23 protein-coding genes and 1 pseudogene are annotated in these 21,620 nt (G+C 54.0%); 6 read left to right on the forward strand and 18 right to left on the reverse strand.

The window, feature by feature from the left end:
• Positions 1–3: 3 nt before the first annotated feature.
• Positions 4–1,287 carry a TolC family protein gene (locus ACN0V1_RS14025; protein WP_417545584.1) on the reverse strand — a complete coding sequence of 428 codons (1,284 nt, stop codon included), beginning with the start codon at positions 1,285–1,287 and terminating at the stop codon, positions 4–6.
• A gap of 256 nt (positions 1,288–1,543) precedes the next feature.
• Here ACN0V1_RS14025 and ACN0V1_RS14030 point away from each other — a divergent pair, with 256 nt between their 5' ends.
• Both ACN0V1_RS14030 and ACN0V1_RS14035 read left to right on the forward strand, forming a co-directional pair.
• The gene (locus ACN0V1_RS14030; protein WP_417545585.1) at positions 1,544–1,876 is read left to right on the forward strand and encodes a hypothetical protein; all 333 of its coding nucleotides are present in this window, start codon (positions 1,544–1,546) and stop codon (positions 1,874–1,876) included.
• A gap of 153 nt (positions 1,877–2,029) precedes the next feature.
• The gene (locus ACN0V1_RS14035) at positions 2,030–2,245 is read left to right on the forward strand and encodes a hypothetical protein (protein ID WP_417545586.1); all 216 of its coding nucleotides are present in this window, start codon (positions 2,030–2,032) and stop codon (positions 2,243–2,245) included.
• 168 nt (positions 2,246–2,413) lie between these two features.
• Here the strand turns inward: ACN0V1_RS14035 and ACN0V1_RS14040 are convergent, their stop codons facing one another.
• The 6 genes from ACN0V1_RS14040 to ACN0V1_RS14065 are packed head-to-tail and all read right to left on the reverse strand — an operon-like array spanning position 2,414 to position 8,826.
• A complete protein-coding gene (locus ACN0V1_RS14040; RefSeq protein WP_417545587.1) occupies positions 2,414–3,556 on the reverse strand; it encodes a hypothetical protein in 1,143 nt (380 codons plus the stop codon).
• Positions 3,549–6,056 carry an FtsX-like permease family protein gene (locus ACN0V1_RS14045; protein WP_417545588.1) on the reverse strand — a complete coding sequence of 836 codons (2,508 nt, stop codon included), beginning with the start codon at positions 6,054–6,056 and terminating at the stop codon, positions 3,549–3,551. Before ACN0V1_RS14045 ends, ACN0V1_RS14040 begins: the two co-directional genes overlap by 8 nt.
• The gene (locus tag ACN0V1_RS14050) at positions 6,053–6,739 is read right to left on the reverse strand and encodes an ABC transporter ATP-binding protein (protein ID WP_417545589.1); all 687 of its coding nucleotides are present in this window, start codon (positions 6,737–6,739) and stop codon (positions 6,053–6,055) included. The genes ACN0V1_RS14045 and ACN0V1_RS14050 overlap by 4 nt, the downstream gene beginning before the upstream one ends.
• Positions 6,740–6,748: 9 nt before the next feature.
• On the reverse strand, positions 6,749–7,495 hold the full coding sequence (locus ACN0V1_RS14055) for an outer membrane lipoprotein-sorting protein (RefSeq protein ID WP_417545590.1): 747 nt from the start codon (positions 7,493–7,495) through the stop codon (positions 6,749–6,751).
• 16 nt (positions 7,496–7,511) lie between these two features.
• Entirely contained in the window at positions 7,512–7,709 is a 198-nt protein-coding gene (locus ACN0V1_RS14060) for a DUF2933 domain-containing protein (RefSeq protein ID WP_417545591.1), read from the reverse strand.
• Between the two features lie 46 nt (positions 7,710–7,755).
• A complete protein-coding gene (locus ACN0V1_RS14065; protein ID WP_417545592.1) occupies positions 7,756–8,826 on the reverse strand; it encodes a YncE family protein in 1,071 nt (356 codons plus the stop codon).
• A gap of 655 nt (positions 8,827–9,481) precedes the next feature.
• Between ACN0V1_RS14065 and ACN0V1_RS14070 the strand changes: the two are divergent.
• From ACN0V1_RS14070 to ACN0V1_RS14085, 4 genes and pseudogenes are all read left to right on the forward strand, one after another.
• Positions 9,482–9,715 (forward strand): annotated as a pseudogene (locus tag ACN0V1_RS14070) (DUF305 domain-containing protein); the annotation flags it as partial.
• A 25-nt stretch (positions 9,716–9,740) separates the two neighbouring features.
• A complete protein-coding gene (locus tag ACN0V1_RS14075; RefSeq protein ID WP_417545593.1) occupies positions 9,741–10,175 on the forward strand; it encodes a hypothetical protein in 435 nt (144 codons plus the stop codon).
• An 11-nt stretch (positions 10,176–10,186) separates the two neighbouring features.
• Positions 10,187–10,441, forward strand: coding sequence for a hypothetical protein (locus ACN0V1_RS14080; protein ID WP_417545594.1), 255 nt, complete (start codon positions 10,187–10,189; stop codon positions 10,439–10,441).
• Entirely contained in the window at positions 10,438–10,878 is a 441-nt protein-coding gene (locus ACN0V1_RS14085) for an ion channel (RefSeq protein WP_417545595.1), read from the forward strand. The genes ACN0V1_RS14080 and ACN0V1_RS14085 overlap by 4 nt, the downstream gene beginning before the upstream one ends.
• 265 nt (positions 10,879–11,143) lie before the next feature.
• On the opposite strand, the gene ACN0V1_RS14090 is transcribed toward ACN0V1_RS14085, so the two are convergent.
• From ACN0V1_RS14090 to ACN0V1_RS14140, 11 genes are all read right to left on the reverse strand, one after another.
• Entirely contained in the window at positions 11,144–11,602 is a 459-nt protein-coding gene (locus ACN0V1_RS14090; RefSeq protein ID WP_417545596.1) for an ATPase, read from the reverse strand.
• A gap of 135 nt (positions 11,603–11,737) precedes the next feature.
• Positions 11,738–12,157 (reverse strand): c-type cytochrome, encoded by a 420-nt coding sequence (locus tag ACN0V1_RS14095; RefSeq protein WP_417545597.1) that lies wholly within the window; start codon positions 12,155–12,157, stop codon positions 11,738–11,740.
• Positions 12,158–12,286: 129 nt separating this feature from the next.
• A complete protein-coding gene (locus ACN0V1_RS14100) occupies positions 12,287–12,778 on the reverse strand; it encodes a hypothetical protein (protein ID WP_417545598.1) in 492 nt (163 codons plus the stop codon).
• 134 nt (positions 12,779–12,912) lie between these two features.
• Entirely contained in the window at positions 12,913–13,299 is a 387-nt protein-coding gene (locus ACN0V1_RS14105) for a DUF302 domain-containing protein (RefSeq protein WP_417545599.1), read from the reverse strand.
• Positions 13,300–13,335: 36 nt separating this feature from the next.
• Positions 13,336–15,687, reverse strand: coding sequence for a heavy metal translocating P-type ATPase (locus ACN0V1_RS14110; RefSeq protein ID WP_417545600.1), 2,352 nt, complete (start codon positions 15,685–15,687; stop codon positions 13,336–13,338).
• A complete protein-coding gene (locus ACN0V1_RS14115; protein WP_417545601.1) occupies positions 15,680–15,907 on the reverse strand; it encodes a hypothetical protein in 228 nt (75 codons plus the stop codon). Before ACN0V1_RS14115 ends, ACN0V1_RS14110 begins: the two co-directional genes overlap by 8 nt.
• 30 nt (positions 15,908–15,937) lie before the next feature.
• On the reverse strand, positions 15,938–17,290 hold the full coding sequence (locus tag ACN0V1_RS14120) for an APC family permease (RefSeq protein WP_417545602.1): 1,353 nt from the start codon (positions 17,288–17,290) through the stop codon (positions 15,938–15,940).
• 11 nt (positions 17,291–17,301) lie between these two features.
• The gene (locus ACN0V1_RS14125) at positions 17,302–17,655 is read right to left on the reverse strand and encodes a hypothetical protein (protein ID WP_417545603.1); all 354 of its coding nucleotides are present in this window, start codon (positions 17,653–17,655) and stop codon (positions 17,302–17,304) included.
• A gap of 202 nt (positions 17,656–17,857) precedes the next feature.
• A complete protein-coding gene (locus ACN0V1_RS14130) occupies positions 17,858–18,997 on the reverse strand; it encodes a M14 family zinc carboxypeptidase (RefSeq protein WP_417545604.1) in 1,140 nt (379 codons plus the stop codon).
• 157 nt (positions 18,998–19,154) lie between these two features.
• Positions 19,155–19,904, reverse strand: coding sequence for a copper resistance protein B (locus ACN0V1_RS14135; protein WP_417545605.1), 750 nt, complete (start codon positions 19,902–19,904; stop codon positions 19,155–19,157).
• Positions 19,901–21,616, reverse strand: coding sequence for a copper resistance system multicopper oxidase (locus tag ACN0V1_RS14140; RefSeq protein WP_417545606.1), 1,716 nt, complete (start codon positions 21,614–21,616; stop codon positions 19,901–19,903). The genes ACN0V1_RS14135 and ACN0V1_RS14140 overlap by 4 nt, the downstream gene beginning before the upstream one ends.
• Between the last annotated feature and the right edge of the window lie 4 nt (positions 21,617–21,620).

Genomic DNA, 21,620 nt, shown 5'->3' on the forward strand with positions numbered 1-21,620 from the left:
TTGTTAATCCTGGGAATTTTTCAGTGAAAACGAGGGGGGGCCAGAAGTACCAACGGTGAGATAGCGGAAGGTCGCAAGGTTTTTGGCACGTTCAGCCGTCATCTGTATAAAATCAACTTGTGCGTTGAGTTCCGCGATGCGCGCACGTACGGCTTCGGCAAAATCGCCATCATCGTTGTTGTAAGCTGAGAGCGCTGCATTGGCCTGCTCCGCTGTTTGCGGAAGCAGCGTCTGCTCATAAAGCCTGATGCGGTCGTCGAGCCGATTAATTCGGGCGGCCGCCGCACGAGCTTCGGCTCTAATTCGCCGAACTTGCAGCATCCGATCAGACTTCGCAGCTTCCACGCGCGCGATTGCCGCGCTCACGGTGCGATCCTGGCGATTGCCAGTGAAGATAGGCAGATCAAACCCGATCCCGAATGAAAAGAGATCCGCCCGATCCTGCCCGTTCGGGGCTTTATCCCGATATCCATACTGTGCGGACAGTGTCCATTCCGGCTTGTAAGCCTGGCGCGCCAGCTCAACATCGATAGACCCGGCATCAATCAACTGGTCTGTGGCGCGAATTGAAGAGTGAGTGATCACGGAGTTATCACTGACATCAAGCGCTGGGCTCGGAAGCCGGGCTAACAGATTCGGGGGGATACGCTCGCTTACCTGCAAACGGAAGGTGTCAGTACCAACCCACTCTCCCAACTCTTCCTGGGCTGTTTCCATCTGGGAATGAAGCGCCGTTAAGCGGTCATCAAGACGCGTCAACTCAAGAGACGCACGGATGATATCCTGCTGCCGTGAACCGTTCATCGTTGAGGTGTATCCGGCTTCCGCAACGTCTGCCAACTGTTCAAAAAGCCCTCGATTGCTTTCAATCAATCGAACACTCTCTTGAGCTTTCCAAAGCTCAAGCCACAGGTAAGTTACCGACCTGACCACCAATTCCTGTCGATTCTCCCGCTGAAACGACTGGGATTCCGCGAGCTCTTTCTTCTTGTCGCGGGCAAGATACCGACTATTACCACGGGGAAATCGCTGGCTGAGACCAATAGTGGCTTGGGTCATGCTCTCTTGACCGGTATTGAAGGTATCCGTGGGAAGGTTTGCGGCGCCTAGCGTAACCCGTGGATCCGGTAAGGCGCCTGCTGCGACAGACTCATCGAGTAGTGCGTTCTGCAATTGGATGCTTTGGGCTGACCAGGGGTCTCCCCGAATCGCAATATCAATGGCATCTTCAAGAGCGAGTCTCGGTTCAGCAGAAATACCAAGACTGGTTAAAAACAAAGCACTCATTACAGCTGCCTTATATACACGAAGAAAATTATTCAAGTTTCATTCTCCAGTAACTTTACGCACAGAGAAGAATCTTAGAATCATTATCTGAACTCAAACTGAAATTTAAAAACCTATTATGTTTTTTTGATCTGAATCAAATATCCTTAATCACTGATAAATATCAAAAATAATTACGATTATTTTATAGTTTATTTCAGGATGAGTTCAGGAAGAGGTGATTAAATAAATCCACTAACCAATCAGGAGGTACGATATGAAAAATGCGATTATATTCTTAGCCGCAGTTACTTTATCCACCGCAGTTTTTGCTGGCAATATGCCAAATGAAAGCCGAAGTGGAAATCCAATGCACGGCAATATGAAATCAATGCAAAAAAACATGAATTCAATGCATAACGGTATGGACAAAGAAACGACGCAGGCAAATATCCTGAAAAATAAGGATATGCAGCGCCTTCACAAAGAGATGATGCTCAACGGCTTGTCCGAACAGGGTATGGAAGCTCGACGGATGATGATAGGAACAGAAGCAGGCAAAGCATACCACCAAGCGGTGGAACAGGGTCAAAAAAACACCGCAGGATAACTCCTGCGGCTAAATTAACTCGCAAAAGCTAAAGGATCACTAGTGCAACTTCGCGCTGATGACGCCTTTAGCAATGCGGATTACAACACATAAACCTGAAACCAAACTGAATTACTATAGTAATTTTCGGTAATTCGGAGTGAGGAGTTCAAAATGAAGAAATTTATTATCGCAGCAGCAATAACATCCTTGTTCTCTACTATGGCGTATGCCAATTCTGGTTTGGCAGATCGAATAAATGAAGCTCGAAGCTATCCGAACAAAACAGCCGAGCGTGTAAATTCGGAGACTCTAAGTACCCACCACAAACAGATGCACATGAAAATGAGCAAATCTGAACTAATGGATCATCAAAATTCAAAAAACTGAAACTATTATAACGGCATTGCACTCAAAAACGATGAGCGTTGATATTATGAAGCATTTTACAGCCACGCTTGGGGAACGTGGCTTATTGCTTTTTCCCGAACATACGCTGAACGTTCTCCTCGGCGCGCATCGAAGGGCTCGGCCCAGGTCTCTGGTTTACGCGAGATACTAAAAAAACCATTGGACGTCCAGCAGAGCCAAGGGCTCCAGCCTCCCAAATTCACTGTCGTCGTCACCACCAAACCATTGCGCTGCAGCGGTAAGATAAACTTCCTGCGTCATCGGCAGAGTCCACGTTGACCGGGGATAGAGCACCCAACTGGCGTCATCAGCATTGCGTATCACCACGACCCGATAATCCCAAAGTGGATTGATAGTCTGCGAGACAAGCACACCGGTGTAGTGACGCCCTGCGTCGTGGGGTTCGCCAGACGTCAAACGACTCACCTCAAGCGTTCGCGGCTGCACCGTATTCCCATTGTAATAGTATTCCAGGGCCAGATTGACACCGTTGCGCAGGGACCAGTTGAGATTGGCGACCGCCTGCCAGTAGCCGACCGCCTCTTCACGGTCGCTCCAGACCGTTTCGGTACGCCATCCGGTACCAGCCACTGAACCGCTGCCGCTGATGCCCACTTTGGTCACGTCAGCGAACTCCCCGGCCATCACGCTGGCATCGATTCCACCTATAAATCGCTTGACCCGCAACGCGCTGCTTGACTCATTGGCACTATGTTGTGGGGCGTAAACTGCACTGATGCGCCCCAGTGCACCCCAGGATTTGTCCCATAACAAGGCATCCACTCCGATTCGCTCATCCGGCTCCAATTGCAGCGGACTCACTGGGTTGAGGATGTCCATCGGATTCCAGATCAGGGTCGTGGCCCAGTTTATCTGCTGGCGCCCCAACCTGAAGTCCCCCACCGGCGATCGCCATTGCAGTGTTCCTCGATAGAGCTGGTGGCGAATGACAAGCTCGCCTGACTCGAGAAGCTTGTCCTGTAGCGCCCAGTAACGAGGATCCCGGGCCTGTTTGAGAAGGGCAAACTCCGGTGAATCGAGAAAACTGCCAGAAAGAAACTCCAGGTCATAGGCCGCCTGAAAGCTCCAGTTCTGTTGCCGGTATTGCGGCTCCAGGCGCATCCGAGTGACATTGGACACATAGGGGTTGTCGTTGATCAACGAACGCGAACCCAGGGTCAGGTTCTTGAGGGTCCAAGTAGTATCGAAACCAGTACCGAAACCTGCCTGTACCCACGGAGCCGAAAACGCTGACATCATAATCAGTATCAGGCCCGTAAGTTTAACCATGGCGGATGGCCTCCACCGGATCCAGTTTGGCCGCTCGCCGCGCAGGGTACAAAGCCACCAGAACCGAGCAGAGAAACAGCAACAGACTGGGCAACCAGACATGATCGAGAATAAGCACTGGATACACTTTGTCGGTGATGCCGGGAATTGTCTCGAAAGAACCTGCGATAGCAGAGAGATCGATGCCGTCGCGAGCCAGCCAGGCGACGATAAGCACACCCAAAAGCGCCCCGCCCACCATACCAATCAGCGACAGGAACAAGGCCTCGAAAAGGATAGTGAGTACCAGTTGCTGACCCTGGGTACCCAAGGCCAACATGACACCGAACTCCCGGGTTCGCTCCATAACCGACATCACCATGGTGTTCATGACACCAATGGCCACCACCACGAACACAACACTCAGGATCAGGTAGAAGTCAATCTGGCTCATTTCAATCATCTGCACCACAATCGGCAGCAGGGTTTCCCAGTCCTGAGCCACCAGCGGCGTGCCGGCAAACTCACGATTGAGCCGTTGGGCCAGCGGCGTACTCTGGGCACGGTCCTGCAGGCGCAAAACAATACGCGATGCCTGATCCGGGGAGAAGTCCACTAACTGACGTGCCTGAGCAATGCTTACAAACACATATTCACTGTCAAACAGGTCGCTGCCGGTGCGGTAAATTCCACGGATCGAGTATGCACTGGATGCCAGGTCTCCGCCGGCCTGCTGGACGGTTACCACCAGTTTGTCATCCAGGCGGGCATCCAGTTCGTCTGCCAGCTTTCGGCCGATGACGATACCATCCCCGCCCGCCTGAACGTACTGGCCTTCCACCATGTAGCGGGCCAGATCGGTAACCTGTTGTTCCTGACCCGGTGCTACGCCCACCAGTTCCATCGGTTGGCTGGTCTTCGAATTGGCAACCATACCTCTAAGCACAACACGCGGAGTGGCGGCCTGCACTTCCGGTTGCTCAGCCAGCGTCGTCAACCGCCGAGCCACGTTGTCGATACGCAGTTGGGGCGAGAGATCCACCTCGTGGTCCTTCGCCATCACCTGGACGTGGCCACTCAGTTGTTGGGTGGAATTGCGGATCATCTGCTCAAAGAAGCCGTCGGCAAAACCGTACAAAAACAGGTAGGCGGCCAAGCCAAAGGCTGTAGCCGAGGCGGTGATGAGCGAACGGCGCGGGTTGCGGAAAACCGAGCGCAGGGCCATCTGAGCGAAGATCACGAACGTCCGGTTGGAGGTCACCTCGGTGTGGATACGACGCAACCGGTTAATGGCGCTTTTGTGGGCATCCATGGCCTCCAGAGGCGTCTGGCGGCTGGCGATCCAGGCGGGGAGTATCGCCGCCAGCAGGGCCACCACGATCACTACAACGCCGATGATCACCCAGCGATCAGGGCTGGTGGTCGGATAGACGATGCCGCTCAGGCCGGGCATGGTGTCCATGGCTTTGATGTAGGCGCTGAAGTCCAGGCCATGGTTGGCAAAGTAGGCGGTCACCGCCAGCCCCAGGGCGAGGCCGAGGGCGTAGCCCACCAGGGCCAGCAGCGAGGTTTCCAGCAACACCAGTTGCACGATGCGCGAGCCGGAGGTGCCCACAGCCATCATGACCCCGAATTCCCGCCCGCGTTCCATCACCGACATTAAAATGGTGTTGACGATACCAGCGGCCACCACCACGAACACTACGAAGATAACGATGTAGGTCACCGCATTGTGAAAGTCCACCATCTGCACCAGCGAGGGCATCAGCTCAGGCCAGCCCAGCACTTCCACCTGCCGCGTTTGCAATTGCGGTTGCAAGCGAGCAATCACACTCTTCAACTGGTCGGGATCATCTACCCGAGCAGCCACTTCGGTGACCCGGCCCCGGAACGCATAGAGGGATTGGGCGGCCTCCAGGGGAATCTGAGCCACCCGGCCATCGATGCGTTTAACGCCGGTTTCGAACAGCCCCACCACGGTAAAACGGTCGGCACCGATGGAACCGTCGGCGGCCTGCACCACCAGAGCCAATTCGTCACCCATACCAGCTTCCAGAGCTCGGGCCGCACCAGTGCCGAGGACGATCTCGTTGCCGGACTGCAGGTAACGGCCCGCCACCAGCGAGCGGTCGAGGCGCGTCACGGCTTTTTCTCTGGCGGGATCAACGCCGATCAACTGTATCGTCCGGGATTGCTCGGCCAGACTGGCCAGCGCGTAGCCGGTCAGGCGCGGGGCCGCGGCCGCTACTCCTTCGGTCTCCGCCACCGCCTGCGTAAGATCCCATTTCTGCGGTATGGCAATGTTCATTTCCCGTTCGTCGTGGAACCCGCGCTTGTGAACCTTCAGATCACCGGTAACGTAACCGGTCATGTTATTGATCATCTGGGTGTTGATGCCGTCGATGAAGGCCCACAGGAACACCAGACCCGCCACGCCGACAATCAGAGACAGCAGGGTGACCCCAGTGCGTCGCCGGTTAGCCCGCAGGTTGCCCAGGGCCAGGCGTGGCCAAGCCATCATGTGCGGCGCTCGTCGCGTTCAATTCGACCGTCCTTGAGATGGATCACGCGCCGGGCCCGCTCCATGACCATGGGATCGTGGGTGGAAAACACAAAGGTGACGCCGTGCTCTTCGTTGAGCCGACGCATCATATCCAACAGGGCCGCACCGGTCTTGGAATCAAGGTTGGCCGTGGGCTCGTCGGCCAACACAATCGCCGGTTTGCTGACAATGGCTCGGGCCACCGCCACCCGCTGCTGCTGGCCGCCAGAGAGCTCATTGGGCAGGCGGGTTTCCAGGCCCTCCAGCCCCACTTCGGCGAGAGTGGCTCGGGCTTGCTGGCGGCGTTCGCGAAACGGGACACCGCGCAGCATCAGCACGTACTCCACGTTCTCCTGGGCCGAGAGCACGCCGATCAGGTTGTATTCCTGAAACACGAAACCTATCTTCCAAAGCCGCAAAACGGTACGTTTTTTGCGGCTCAGGCCGGTGATTTCCTGGCCGTCGATCTCGATGCGACCGGAGGACGGCTCGTCCAGGGCGCCGATCTGATTAAGCAGAGTGGTCTTGCCGGAGCCGGACGGCCCCACCAGCGTGGTGAACTCCCCTGCCCCGACGGTCACGGACACATCGTCCAGGGCTTTCACCGCCATACTGTTCTGTCGGTAGACGCGGGAGGTGTGTTCGACATTCACGAGTGTCATGAGGATGCCTTACTGTGGGTTGCGCAGGCGGCGCAGGCTGAACAGGTCGTCGTCCAGCGGAAGATCAAACTCGATAGAATCGATCTCGATCACGGTACGGGATTCAGGGTTGTCCGCGTCCACCATGGTCCAGCGTGTGGGGATTTGCCGACCGCCCAGGGAGTCGATGGCGCTGTAGGCCATTGTCTTGACCGCCTTATCTCGCTCTCCGTAATAGATCATTGCGACCGGAATATGATCCTCACGGATCTGAAACTCCAGGCGACTCCAGACCACAGGCGCGTCGGGTTTCGGGGTTGAAACCACGCGATACACCGTCACCCCGCCGGCCTCTTCACTACCGGTCACTTCGTGGATATAGTCGTCGACAAAGGAGCTTTCCTTGACCAGATCATCGTTGCTGAAGTTGGACCCCATCCAGGGCTGGAGCATCATGGAGGGGGGAATCTTGATGGTGCGATCCACCTTGGGCAGGTAGTTCCACATGGCGTCGCCAATGCGCAGCGAACCAATCCCGGCTTCCTTTTTGGGAGCATGAATGCGGATCAGTGCCTTTTCGGGTCGATCCATCCAGGCTTCCAGGTTCAACTCCCGGGCCCAATATTCGGTTTCGATGCGCATGGTAAATCGACCGTGGTTGCTGTCCGACCACAGGGTGTTTTCCATCCCTTCAATCAATGATTCGGCCGAGGGGGCAGCACCAAGCGCAATGCTCGGAAAAACACCAAGAAAAGTAATCATTGGTAAGCATTTCATACACTGTTTCCTTGCGCTACTTGTCACCTTCGTCAGATTGACGTCCATGGTCATGCTTACCATGCCCCCCATGCATAAACTTATGGAGCAAAGGGCAGGCAAGAAGTATCAGCCAGGGCAGCGCGCCAAGCAGGTGATTTTTGTGGTCACTCCAGAGCAAAACCATCGCGATCCCGGCAAAAATTGCCAAAGTGATCTCGAAACGTCGATCCATGAGTAATTCCTTTTAGGGAAAAGGCAACAGCGGCAAAAACACGATATTAATGGGACCCAAGCGATATTTGGTGGCCTATGCCTTTCAGCGGAATCTCAACAATTATGTCGAGGGATTCCGGGTCGAGTATCCAAAGCTTGCTCTCTGCACGGCTGGTAACCAATAGCTGGCCATCATGCGGCGATACAGCCAGGTGATAGGGTGCCGGGGCCAGCGTTACGCTGCGTCGGGCTCCGCTGGCGAGCTCAATGCGGACAATCCGGTTGCTGCCCTTACTGGTTGCGTAAAGTATCTGGCCGTCCTCGCTCAACCCAACGCCGTGGGGCTCGTACCCGACTTCGTACGTTGCTGCCACGGTGCCACCGGAAAGCTCAACGACAGCAACCTGGCCAGACGCAACGTCATTGACATAGAGCCGTTTGTTGTCGGGAGCGAGCACCATATGTTCGGGGCCACCACCAACCCGCAGGTTGCGTTTGACGAACCAGTGCCCGGTGTCCACTTCACTGATAGTGCCATTGCCACTATTGCTGACCAGAAGAGACTTCCCGCCCTCCGTTTCCACCACGTAATTGGGAGCAGGTCCCGTCGCCACGCTTTTAACCAGTTTTCCGGAATCCAGATCAACAATACTGATACCGCCTCCCATGGGATGAGTCGAAACGGCATAGCGACCGTCCGAGGTCACCACAACATGATGTACCGGCCCTGGAACCTCCAGTTTTCGAACAATTTCATTCGTCGCAGTATCCACCACATAGAGCAGCCCGGTATTCGAGTCTTCCGATACTGCAGTGGTGCCGCCGCCATGATGGGCCGCGTGTTCGTCTTCTGTTACGCCTTCGGGGCGGCTTACCGGTTCCTGGCCTTCATGAGCAGACAGACTGCCTGCAACCAGATACCTCCCTTCCGGGGTCAGTGCGGAACCGTGAGTATTCACTGTTCCGGTAATTGACGCCGTCACCTGACGACTTTCCAAATCAATAACGTCCACGGAATCGGCCATTCCCATGGGAACATATGCCCGGCTAGTATCCGCGGCCGCCATCGGCGGCAAACTCATCGTAACGCTGATGGTCAGTCCAACAAGCCAATGTTTGCAAAACGGATGTTTCATTGCGTCACCTTTTTAGTACGAGGGCTTCAGTACAGTTTTCCGATCCGGCTGACAAGGGTTTCGCCCGTGCGTGGTCATTACCTGGCAGTCCAACACACAAAACTGAAACGGGCCTGAACACAGCCGTTAAACATGTATTTACTTGACCGGAATCAAGGCCAAAGATAGGAAAGGTTATCGAGCAGAAATTGCTCACGACCATACCTTTTAGGCGATCAATCTTGACGAGCGGATCTCTAGGTGAACTTCATCTCGCAGAGCAACAACCGATTTTTTGTTTAAGGGATTCGGACAACCGCGTACCCCTGCATCCGATGGCCGATGGCCGAGACAAACCTATTATCTACCGGGTCGATCTCCGGAATAAGCGTCGCGTCATCTACACCCAACCCTTTCAAAGCCTAACGGAAAACGCCTTTACACCTACGCAAAAAAATTTGCTCTCCGCTGCCCGTGTGTACCAGGGCCAGACCACCAACTTTCGTACGCCTGGTGGTGGTTTCCGGCCGGTGTTTCAGCTGTAATTGTTTGCCTCTTATCTATCACATCAGGTGGTTGATCTATGAAAAAGGCCGCCTATACTTTCTAAACTCAAACCGGACGGAACTTCCGGCGCGGGAACATTGTTTGCGAATGCAATCAAAGGAGAGTCTGCATGTCATATTGGCGCTTTTTCGGCATGATCGCCACCTCCACAATCGTAATGTTCGGTCTGATGTACGCAAATTCCTATGCATGGGAGCACCTGTACTACAGCGAGAGCCGTGTCTACATGGCGTTCTATATGGGCGCCGCAATGGCCGTCATCATGCTTTCCTTCATGCTGAGCATGTATTCAAACAAGATTGTTAACATCGCCATTTTTGCGGGGAGCGCTCTTCTATTCGCTGGCGCAGGATCGCGAGATTTCCGAGATGCGGTTCCTGATTGAAGACATCGAACGCAATGGCAAAGCCGGTGCCGACGCTGCCCTTGGGAAATCGAACGAACAAGCTCGGGTGGAGACAGTAGCGGATGCGCTGGCGACACCTGTTATTGCTGGCATTCGCCCAGCTCCGCTGACCGAGGCCGAAATCACCCGAACTCTTGGCAGAGATGCGACTTGCCGCTTCCAGCGAGCTGTTGACGCCGACCCAATTCTGGCGACGGTGGACGGACGTGGCGTTGCCAAGATTTCCGGCTCGCTGATCATGCTGGAAGGCGACAGGTCGATGATGGAGACTGAAGGTGTCCGTATGACGCTGACGCCCCCGGAAACCGATGCGGGCGAAGGCGTCGATCTCATCTTTGATCTGATGACCGAACCGCCGTTGCGCGTAGGCTTCGACGGCTACTGGACCTGCAATTAAAGGAGGCTGTGATGCCCAGCGATACTCAAACAAAGAACGCCGTCTTGTACCGGATGGATATGCCCGGACACACCTGCCCTTATGGCCTGAAATCCAAGGACTTGCTGGAGCGTGAGGGCTTTGAGGTTGAAGATCACGCTTTGGAGACTCGCGGAGATACCGACGCATTCATGGGCGAGCATGGCGGTAGTGATGACCATCGTGATTTTCACCTAGTGCCGCTCCTCCGGCCGTGGCGCCGTCATCAGGACGCGAGCAACCGATGATTTTGGCGATTGTGCTGGCGGCGATTCTGATCGCCGTCTGCACTGCAATACATTACGGCGCACTGCGGTTCGCCTCACAGTTCGTGACGCCATCCCGCCATCCGGGACACTGTCTTGCCGTGGCGGTCGCCGCGATCGTGCTTGCCCACACGTCCGAGGCACTGCTCTATGCGGCCGCCTTCTGGGTTGCCGCGCATGACCTGCACGTCGGCGACCTCGTGTCGTCTGCATCTAGCGACGGCACCCCCCTCACCTTTATGGATTACTTTTACTTCTCGCTGGTCAATTTCACGACGCTCGGGCGGGGCGATCTCACCCCGGCTGGACACTTACGATTCTTAACCGCGATGGAGGCCTTTCACGGCTTTCTGCTGATCACGGCATCCGGGGCCTTCGTTCTGCAGATCATGGGCGGCAAAAAACCGTTCGCAAGCTAGCAAAGTGCCATCTCGATTATACGTCTCCGCGCAGCGCTAAATAAACGGTTTGCAAATTCCGAACCGTAAGGGAAGCAATGGGTCGCTGACTCTGTCTAACCTAGGCCTTAAGGCCATCGATATGAAGCCGCATAAAGGTCTGGTGTGGAAAATCAGATTAATGGCGGCCGCGTTACGTGACCCAAGTCGAGTGTGCCCAGTCATGACACCATGGCTTACTTGACCGTTTGAGGATCGCTGCCATTTGCCAGCAGCAGTCGCTGTATCAGAGATCATCCATCCGACCAACCTGACGAGCCAGGCGCATGGATTCGTTTTTCTCCATCGTCAAGAGTGACTCCAGCAGTTCTTTGGCCTCCGGAATTTCCGCTTTTCCAATCAGTGTTTGGTAGAGGTCAATAATTTGATCGTGGAAGTCGAACACCTCCCGACAGATGCCGCTGAAATCAAGTTTTGCATAGGGCTCATCACAGGTTCGGTGCGTTTTTATGGGGTGGTGGGACAGGTAGTCATAAACTCGCGTTTCCAGAGCATTGGTGTCGGCTTGTCGTTCAAACTCATTCACAATACGTTCAATTTCGGACTCATGAGCTGCCAAGTAATCCAGAAGCGCCCGGGCGCGTTCCTCCTCATTCCGTGTCGCACAATGGGACAGACAGCGCGCCAGGTGTGCATGCAAATCACTTGTCCAATGGATTAACTCCCTAAATGTTTTTATTTCCATGTTGGATGTACCTTTGATACGTGTTTGGCTTCAAACCAAGTGACCCATAATGACCTGAATTCAAGATGAAACCATAGGCTGTAAAGGCATTACAGCTGATCCGAGTCTATTTGGCCAGTCGGTTACCCGGAGATGTTAAAGCCCACTCCTTTCAAACCAGGCATCATAAATCCGTTTGTCCCATTTGCTCTGGAAGTAGGCGATAGCGGCTTTTTGGTCGTCCTTGGAGAGATCATCTCCAAAGGCCGGCATTTGCCCACCCATGGGAGCACCCCCTTGATTGATCGTGCCCATCAACATATTGAATGGATGATGCCAGGCGTGCCCCCTTCCATTGAGTGGCGGCGGCGGGTAAGAGCCATCCCCCAGGCGTTTCCTCCAATTGAAGGAACCTTGAGCGTTGGTGCCATGGCAGCTTGCGCAGTTGTCGTCGAATACGGTTTTTCCACGCTCGATCTGGGCTGAAGTGTACCAGCGGCCCTCCACCGTTCCTTCGCTGCAGGCGCTGAGCAACGCAACCAAAAGAACGCCGAGTGAGGATTTCGTCCTAAGCATCGTGTTTTTGTTCCTCGGCTTCCTGAGGCACCATGAGCCGGTGCCGATAGGTATGAGACACCATAGGTGGCCTTCAGATGCCAGACCTGAGGAGTCCCCCATCGGGTATCCTCAGGAATGGTCAACGAGTCACTTTGCGCGATCTTGCAGCTCCTGCTGATGCTCCAGCATTTGCTCCATCATCAGTTGCATCTGATTCATCCGCTTTTCCATAAACTGAATACGGTCTTCTGATTTGATCGCAGGATTGCCTTGGTTCGAACCTCCCTCCATCCCCTGGCCACCCATCATTCCTTTGCCATTCTTCATCCCCTGGCCATCCATCATTCCTTGGCCATTCATCATTCCTTGATTGCCCATCATACCGCCCCGCATCATCTGCATCTGCTCTTGCATGAGTTCCATATGCTCCTGCATGAGTTTTTGCCGGTTTTGTCCGGAACTCCCGCGCATTTTGGGCGCCATCTCTTGCATGCGGGACATGTTCTGCTGCATTTCCTGCATCTGCTCCGTGGACATCATCATTCCACCGGGTCCTCGCTGGTTACCTGAACCCTGCGCCCAGACCACCGGGGTGGCCATAATCAAAGAAATTGCGATTACTCTGGTAAAACTCTTCATAGCGAAACTCCTTTAAAGAAGTCGAATTGCGACGCCTTCAGTAAACAGCATTTATCTGAATCGAAACTGAATTCATGTTTCGATTCACTTCGCGTTTGATCTACGTCAATTTTCTCGGCGGCTCGGTTCAACCGTCAGATGGCGTTGATCACTTCAGACAACATGTCCCTCACTTCGCCCGCAATCTCCTTGAGTTGCTCATTACCAATTGAAGCCATGGATAAAACGGGATCAACCGCACTGACTTCAACACCCTCGGTTGTCTCGCGAAGAATGACGTTGCACGGCAGCATGGCACCTACCCGAGGTTCCACGCCGATCGCTTCCCAGGCCATGTTCGGATTGCAGGCGCCGAGAATCAGGTAGGCAGACATATCCTTGTCCAGTTTCTTTTTCATCGTCGCCTTGACGTCTATCTCCGTCAAAACTCCAAAGCCCCGGTCGGCCAGGGCTTGGCGTGTTCGCTCATCCACTTCCGCGAAATCTGCGTTTTTAATAACTCGATCAATTGTGTAAGTCATGAAAAAAACCTCCCGTTTCGTTGAGTTTCAACAGCCTTAATCCAGTTTAATCATTCTCAAACGCAGTGCGTTGGCAATGACGCTCACAGAAGACAGTGACATTGCTGCAGCCGCAAAGATCGGAGATAAGAGAATGCCTGCAAATGGATAGAGCACACCGGCGGCAATTGGTATGCCGGCCGTGTTATAGACAAAGGCAAAAAACAGGTTTTGCCGTATATTGCGCATGGTGGCTATTGATAAATGACGCGCTTCCACAATGCCCATCAGATCCCCACGGAGAAGGGTAATGCCCGCGCTTTCAATAGCCACGTCCGTGCCTGTGCCCATAGCAATGCCTACGTCAGCCGTAGCCAGCGCAGGGGCATCGTTCACACCGTCTCCGGCCATCACCACAATACGGCCCTCATCCTTAAGCCGCTGGACAATGTTACCTTTGTCCTCCGGCAGCACTTCCGCTTCCACTTCATCAATATGGAGTTTGCGGGCAACGGCTTCGGCAGAGGTTCGGTTGTCCCCTGTCAACATGACCACGCGGATACCGTCCTTCTGCAACGCAGTAATCGCTGCTTCGGTGTTTTCTTTGATCGGATCAGCAATGGCTATTAAACCACACACCTGGTTCTCCACCGCCGCGAATATTACCGTTGCGCCATCCGTGCGAAGCCGGTCTGCTTCTTCCTCAAAGGCGGAGGTATCGACACTTTCTGACTCCATTAACAGCCTGTTACCAATCAGGACTCTGCGTCCATCAACCTTACCAATAACCCCTTTACCATTCGGCGAGTCGAAATCTTCAGCATCTGGCAAGGTAAGATCCATAGCTTTGGCTTTATCAAGAATCGCATGAGCCAGCGGGTGCTCACTGCCCTTCTCCAGACCACCGGCATACCGCATCAGATCTTCCTCACTGAAGCCGTTTGCTGGAACCAGCTTCGTCACCTGAGGCTTGCCTTCGGTCAGTGTGCCCGTTTTATCGACCACCACCGTATCGACCTTTTCCATACGCTCAAGAGCTTCTGCATCACGGATCAGCACCCCATTCTGGGCGCCCCGTCCTACGCCAACCATGATAGACATTGGCGTCGCCAGACCAAGGGCACATGGGCAGGCAATAATCAGCACACTCACAGCTGCGATAAGGCCATAAGCCATTGGAGGCGTTGGCCCGACGGCGGACCAGACAATAAAGGCAATAACGGCAATGACGATGACCACCGGGACAAACCAGCCGGCCACTTTGTCTGCAAGACCCTGAATCGGTGCGCGGCTGCGCTGCGCATTTGCCACCATCTGCACAATCTGCGAAAGCATGGTGTCACGCCCGACCTTATCAGCGCGCATGATGAAGCTGCCTTGCTGGTTCATGCTGCCACCGATCACTTGGTCACCGGTCTGTTTGCTTACGGCCAGGGGCTCGCCGGTCACCATGGACTCATCAATATTGGAGCGGCCCTCCAGGATCTCACCATCCAACGGTACTTTATCGCCCGGACGGACTCGCAGACGATCGCCGACCTTCACCTGATCCAGAGAGACGTCGGACTCCCCCCCCTTATCGTCCAGCTTTCTTGCCGTGGCCGGGGCCAGATCCAGCAGGGCTTTTATCGCACCTGAAGTTTTCTCTCGAGCACGCAGCTCCAACACCTGCCCAAGTAACACTAACACCACAATGACGGCAGCGGCCTCGAAATAGACAGCTACCGAACCGTCCGCCTGCCGGAAGGCATCGGGGAAAACCTGCGGAAGCAGGGTCGCGACAAGGCTATAGATCAACGCAACGCCGGTACCAATAGAGATCAACGTGAACATATTCAGGTTGCGGCTGATAATCGATTTCCAGCCTCGAACAAAAAATGGCCAACCACACCAGGCAACAACAGGCGTTGCCAAGACTAACTGAATCCAGTTAGACACTTGTGGCGATACGATATGATCAAGGCCGGTAAGATGGCCCCCCATTTCAAGTAGAAATACAGGGAGAGCGAGAAACAAGCCGATCCAGAACCGACGCGTCATATCAGTAAGTTCTGCCGAGGGCCCATCCTCGAGGCTTACTTGCTCCGGCTCCAGGCCCATGCCGCAAATCGGGCAATCGCCAGGCCCTTGCTGACGGATCTCCGGGTGCATCGGGCAGGTATACATGGTTCCTGAGGCTACCGGCTCCGCAGGCTCCTGTTTCTCCCCGAGGTATTTATTCGGAGTTTCATCAAACTTCGTCTGGCATCGGGAAGAACAAAAATACCAGGTCTTACTCGCATGCCGGCTACGATGTTCTGTGGCATGGGGGTCTACAGACATCCCGCAAACCGGGTCCTTTACCGCGTGCTCAGCGTGATGCTCACGCATGTCGTTTTCGTGGTGATGTGTGTGCTGATGCTCACTCATTAGGGGCCCCTGCTTTGTCTACCGGCCACTCCGCAAACGCAATGAAGTAAAGAAGAACCAGGTTCACCACCGGTATAAGGATCAATATTCCCATCCAGCCCGGGTAACCGGTACGCTGACAGATCCGCCACGCGGGTATGACCACGACAATGGCAATGACCAGCATCCATAGCCAATGCCCCGCCCACATTGTATTACCAAACATATTCCCTTCCATCATGGGGTTATCCTCCGATTTACGTGTTAAATATCAGTGATGGTGTTCATGAGATTCGTCACTTTTCACCGCCTCTTTTCTGGCAGACGACTTCAGGAATATCTGTTCGGCAATGGCAATGACAACCATAGTGGCAACGGCCACACCAATCACAAAGGGGTCGGTGTTCAGTTTGACCCAGACGAAGCCGCCCAGAACCATCAAATCCAGGATGATCGCCACCGCTGGTACCCACCTCGTGGCTTTCACATCCTGATGCAGGTAGCGCAACACGCCCCAATGAATGGATATATCCATGATCAGATAGAACACGATGCCCAGCGCCGCGATTCTTGAGAGGTCGAAAAAGGCGGTCAGAACCAGGCCCAGCACCACGGTGTATACAAGAGTGTGTTTCTGGATGCTGCCAGGCATTCCAAAGTGGCTGTGGGGCACCAGTTTCATCTCGGTTAGCATGGCCAGCATGCGAGAGACTGCAAAAATACTGGCGAGAATGCCTCCAGCCGTTGCCATCATGGCAAGCACCACTGTGAACCACAGGCCGTAGTCACCCAGTGCCGGGCGAGCTGCAGCCGCCAGAGAATAGTCCTGAGTTTCAATGATTTCGGCGAGGGATAGGTTACTCGCAACAGCGAATCCCACCAGTGTGTAGAGCACAACGCAGGCGGCAATAGAGATGACAATGGCGCGACCAACGTTACGATGCGGGTTCTTCACCTCGGAGCCGCTGTTGGTAATGGTGGTAAACCCCTTGAAAGCCAATATGCCCAGAGCCGTTGCGCCCAGGAAGTTACCGAAGGCACCTGTTTCACCGCTTTTGGAAAAATCAACCGCAAGGCTGTCGGCCAGCCATACGCCTACCAGCCCGAACACAAGAATGCCGCCAATTTTGAGGATTCCAATAAAAGAAGCGACGCCCTGAGTCCAGCGATTACCCAGCAGATTGATGAGGAATGCCGCCAAAATTAGCGATACACCCAATATAGACACCATGCGCCCGCTTTCATCACCGCCGAACAACTGCATAGTGTATGACCCGAACGTACGAGCCAGGAAGCTCTGGGCAATCACCATCGAGAAATACATCAGCAAGGCATTAAAGGCCGTCGCCAAACGGTCGCCATAAGCCTTATGGAGGTACATGCCAATGCCGCCTGCGGACGGGTATGCGTTGGAAATTTTGATATAGGAATAGGAACTGAAAGATACAACGATTGCTGCAGCCAGAAAGGCCAGCGGAAACAACGCACCCGCCATCTGGGCCATTTGCCCGGTAAGCGCAAATATACCGGCGCCAATCATAACACCGGTGCCCAGCATGACCGTTCCGGGTAACGTCAGGCTTCCTTCCTGATAACGAGTGGTTCTGTCTTGCTCCTTGCTCATTCAACCTCCTTCTATTTCTTCATGGGTGGAATTTTAGAACAGCAAAAAGGTTCATGCTTGGCGTTGGCGCGAACGTTGTCGTCCGTAAATTGATACCACGCGAGCCTTCGACGCTGCCACCAGCCGCCCTTTAAACGACCGCCATGAGTCTCTATAAGACCAACCAGTTCGTCGGTGGACCAATGTGTGCCATCGAACGTGACGATAAGTTTGCCTCTCGGTTTACCCTCGGCGAAGTCCACGCACGGATGATGATTCAGCTCTTGGATGATGTCCTCCCACTGATTCTCAGAAAGGCCTTCGACAGTCAGTTTGCGCCGAAGCAGAAATTGCGCCTGGTTTGTTGCTTTATGGGCTTTAGTCACAGTCTTGCACCTCTCAACCTGTGTGCTCAGCCTCTATCACAACATCCCAAGCTGAACTGCAACTGAAAATTGGAGTGCAAATGATTGGGGTACATCGAAACTTGCGTTACATCAAATTACGCAGAAACAGGCCAAGGGTTAATGCCCAAGGCCTGCTGTCGTGCAGCTAAATCACTGGAGAGGATCTTTTTTGGTCTGGCTGTTATTCGCCTTCCTCCTCTTCATTTGGTGCCGATATCCCTGGCCCTCTGGGGGGAAGATTTTCCGCCACGCTGATATCTGCGTCATACAAAGACCCGTCGGCCATTGCGGCAACCACCGACTTCGCTGCGTTGTAGGCAGTTTTGGTAATATAGCCGTTGCTTTTCACCCCAATACCACCACGCATTTCGAACAAGACTGACCCCGCCCCAAGCAGGCCGTACGCATTACGGGCGATACCCGGAGTTGTTGTTCCAGGGTAAAGTGTGAGGTTGGCATAACCGTAAGGGTCCAACTCCAGGGCCATCACAGTGACCACTTTTTTTGCAAGAATGACCGCAGGGTCGAATTTATCCTCAACACCCAGATCCGCAGCTGCCGCCGTCGCATTCGGCCACAACGTAGAGCCGGTAATCAGATCGCCCTCGGCATCAACGTATGAGCCCTGATGATGAAAGTCTATCACTACAGAGGGTTGTCGCTCGTCAAACAGCAGTCTCATGGCAACAGATTCGGGTACCGGGTTCGGCCCTCCTACATAAGGATCGGTTTCCGGGAAGAGCTCTAAAAAAGAATGGTAGCGGTTGATGTCGTAGCCTCGGCCTTGCCGGTAAAAAGCCGGGCACTCGTCAGTCACGCAGAAGGGATCATAATTTTGACGCCAAGGTGGCGTATTACCATCAGCGTCTTCAATGATAGCGTCAAATCCGTCGACATTGACCCGAGGAACCACCGTCAGCGTCACCGCGTCTCTGATCTGACGGGCTTGTTTCGAGTTACTCGACAGACTCCGCACCAGTTCTACCATCGCCTCACTGACCACATACTCGTTGCCGTGCTGTTGTGCGATGATCATGATGGATCTGGGTCCACTACCTATAGTCACTACCGGTATCTCCCGGCCCGTGTTGGTTACCCGGGGGGCACTGCCAAGGGTCACATTACCTTTAGCGGATCTCTCTATCTGCTCCAGGGTATGCCACAACTGCTCGTAACTTCGAAGACCGGCCAGCGATACATTCTGCGAATCAGTTATCCAAGGGCCATTAGGTTTGCTTTGCGGCGCCGCCAGTGCGGTTGCCGAGAGCAACGCACCTGCCACGAATCCAGTCAGTGCTATCTTTCCAATACGCAGTGCCATGGACTATCTCCTCAAGAATGGTTATCAAGGAGATGTCTTATCGTTCGCGTATTTAACAGAATATGACATTCTCCCTTCAGCATGAACTAAAGCCCACGACTGATGAATCGTCAAGCAGGCCAAGGGTTAATGCCCAGGGCCTGTCTATCGCTTCAGTTCAGAAGGAGAGCCGTGCTCCAACAACTGCAAACCAATCCTCTGTGCTGCCGCCATCGGCCCTGGCAAAGTCCGCTGTGTCGCCGTATTTACGTTCGTGAACGATACCAACGTAGGGCGAGAAAGCGCGGTCAATCAAGTCGTAGCTCAGCCGCAACCCGGTTTCTGTCGATACCAGGCCCTTCCCTACTCCAATTTCACGGTCCTCACTGAACGCAACCGTTGCATCCAGAGTCGCCGTGAGTATCCAGTAATTGGTGAGCAGCAACTCATACTCCGCATCGAGATCAGCGGAGGTGTCGCCATCCTTGCTCACGTAAAGATTCGAATCGATTTCAAACCACTGCGGTGCCAAGCCTGCGACGCCGAGGACTGCGTATGTACGATCAGGACCTTCCGGTGTATCGAATCGTACCCCGGCTTTTGCATCGAAGAACTTGGATACAGGGATCTGGCCCACCAACTGATTCTCGAGTTTTTCGTAGGCCTGCTCTTCGAAGGAATACTCACCACTTGTAAGCCAGCGACCTTTAAAATTATCGCTACCGTAGAAAAAATCAGCGTCCCAAACGCCTATTTCTTCATCGTTGTCACTGTAACGATATTCAAGCTCTTCAAACTGCGCCCCCCACACATTTAGCGGTTGCTTCCGCTCCGTGGTGTCTGGCATCCGCTCTTGAGCGGATGCCAGCGCCGGTATAACACTCAGGCTCACAGCGGCACTTACAATCAACGGCGTCCAACGCTTCATGCGTCACCTCCAACATCGCCCGCCTGAGCACTGGTAGCGGCTTGAGTAGATTCCGGCCCACCTTCAACAATCACCTTGCGGAACATGCCAGCGGCCATGTGATAAGTCAGGTGGCAATGAAAGGCCCACTGACCTGGGGCATCGACTTCGGTTTCCATATAAACCGTGGTGCCGGGCTGCACACTGACGGTATGTTTGATCGGATTCCATTGGCCCGCACCGACATCGAGAATTGACCACATTCCGTGCAGGTGCATGGGATGCGTCATCATGGTTTCATTCACAAATTTGAAGCGGACTCGTTCGCCATATTTGAGGCGGATGGCGTCAGCGTCTTCGTATTTAACGCCGTTGATGCTCCAAGTGTAGCGTTCCATGTTGCCGGTAAGGCGCAACTCGATTTCACGTGTTGGCTCCCGTTCTTCATAAAGCGGCTTCTGTGCTTTCAGATCGGCATAGGAGAGGAACTTGCCTCCGTTGGCTGCTGTCGGAACCAGCCCACTGCCTTTTGCGTAGAAGGGATCACTTGCACCGCCCTCGGGCATCATCATCGAGCTATGATCCATACCCGTCATCTGGGAATGATCCATTTCCGACATTCCGGCCATCTCGTTTGTGCTGTCCATGTCGCCGTGAGCCATACCTGGCATATCACCGTGATCCATGCCGGGCATGCCGCCCATGTCCGCCATGGTCAATCGGGCGGGCTCACGTAATCCTGGAACAGGAGCTTCCATCCCCTCTTCTGGTGCCAGCGTTGCTCTCGCATATCCGGAGCGTCCCATAGACTCGGCAAAAATCGTATAGGCCTGCTCGTCTTTGGGTCGAACGATCACATCGTAGGTTTCCGCGACGCCAATACGGAACTCATCCACGTTGACAGGCTGTACGTTATTGCCATCGGCCTGCACAACCGTCATGTTCAGGCCCGGAATCCGAATATCAAAGTAGGTCATCGCTGATGAGTTGATAAAACGTAGCCGAATTCGCTCGCCGGGCTCAAAGATGCCTGTCCAATTCTGTTTCGGGCCTTTGCCGTTAATCATCCCGGTGAAGCCCTGCAGATCTTCGACATCGGCTTTCATCATACGCATGTCGCCCCAGGCCAGCCGATCCTTCACTGTGTTCAGAAAGCCATTTTCCGAAGCGTCCGAAAAGAACTCCCCGACGGTTTGCTGTTCACGGTTGTAGTAATCCGGGGTCACCTTGAGGTTGCGCATGACCCGCTCGCTGGAATGCGGATGTTTGTCGGTCAACTGAACGACATATTCCCGATCATAGCGAAACGGCTCACGCCCTTCTGGTTCGATGATAATGGAGCCAAATGCCCCTTCCGGCTCCTGAAAACCTGAGTGGCTGTGAAACCAGTAGGTTCCCGACTGAGTAATGGGGAATTTGTAGGTGAACGTCTCTCCCGGTTTGATGCCCGGAAAACTGATACCCGGAACACCGTCCTGCTGGAACGGAAGAATCAAACCGTGCCAATGAATAGAGGTCGTCTCATCAAGATTGTTCGTAACGTTGATAGAAACCTCTTCGCCTTCGTTAAAGCGCAGAACGGGCCCAGGAGATTTGCCGTTGTACCCGACTCCCTTTTTTACAAATTCCCCAGTATCGATTTCGACCCGATCCACTGTCAGGTTGTATTCACCCGCTAAACCGATTGTCGGCAATAGCAGACCGAGAGCGCATGCAACAAGGGTTCTCTTCATGATC

This window comes from Marinobacter sp., from assembly GCF_048266785.1.
Classification (GTDB): Bacteria; Pseudomonadota; Gammaproteobacteria; order Pseudomonadales; family Oleiphilaceae; genus Marinobacter.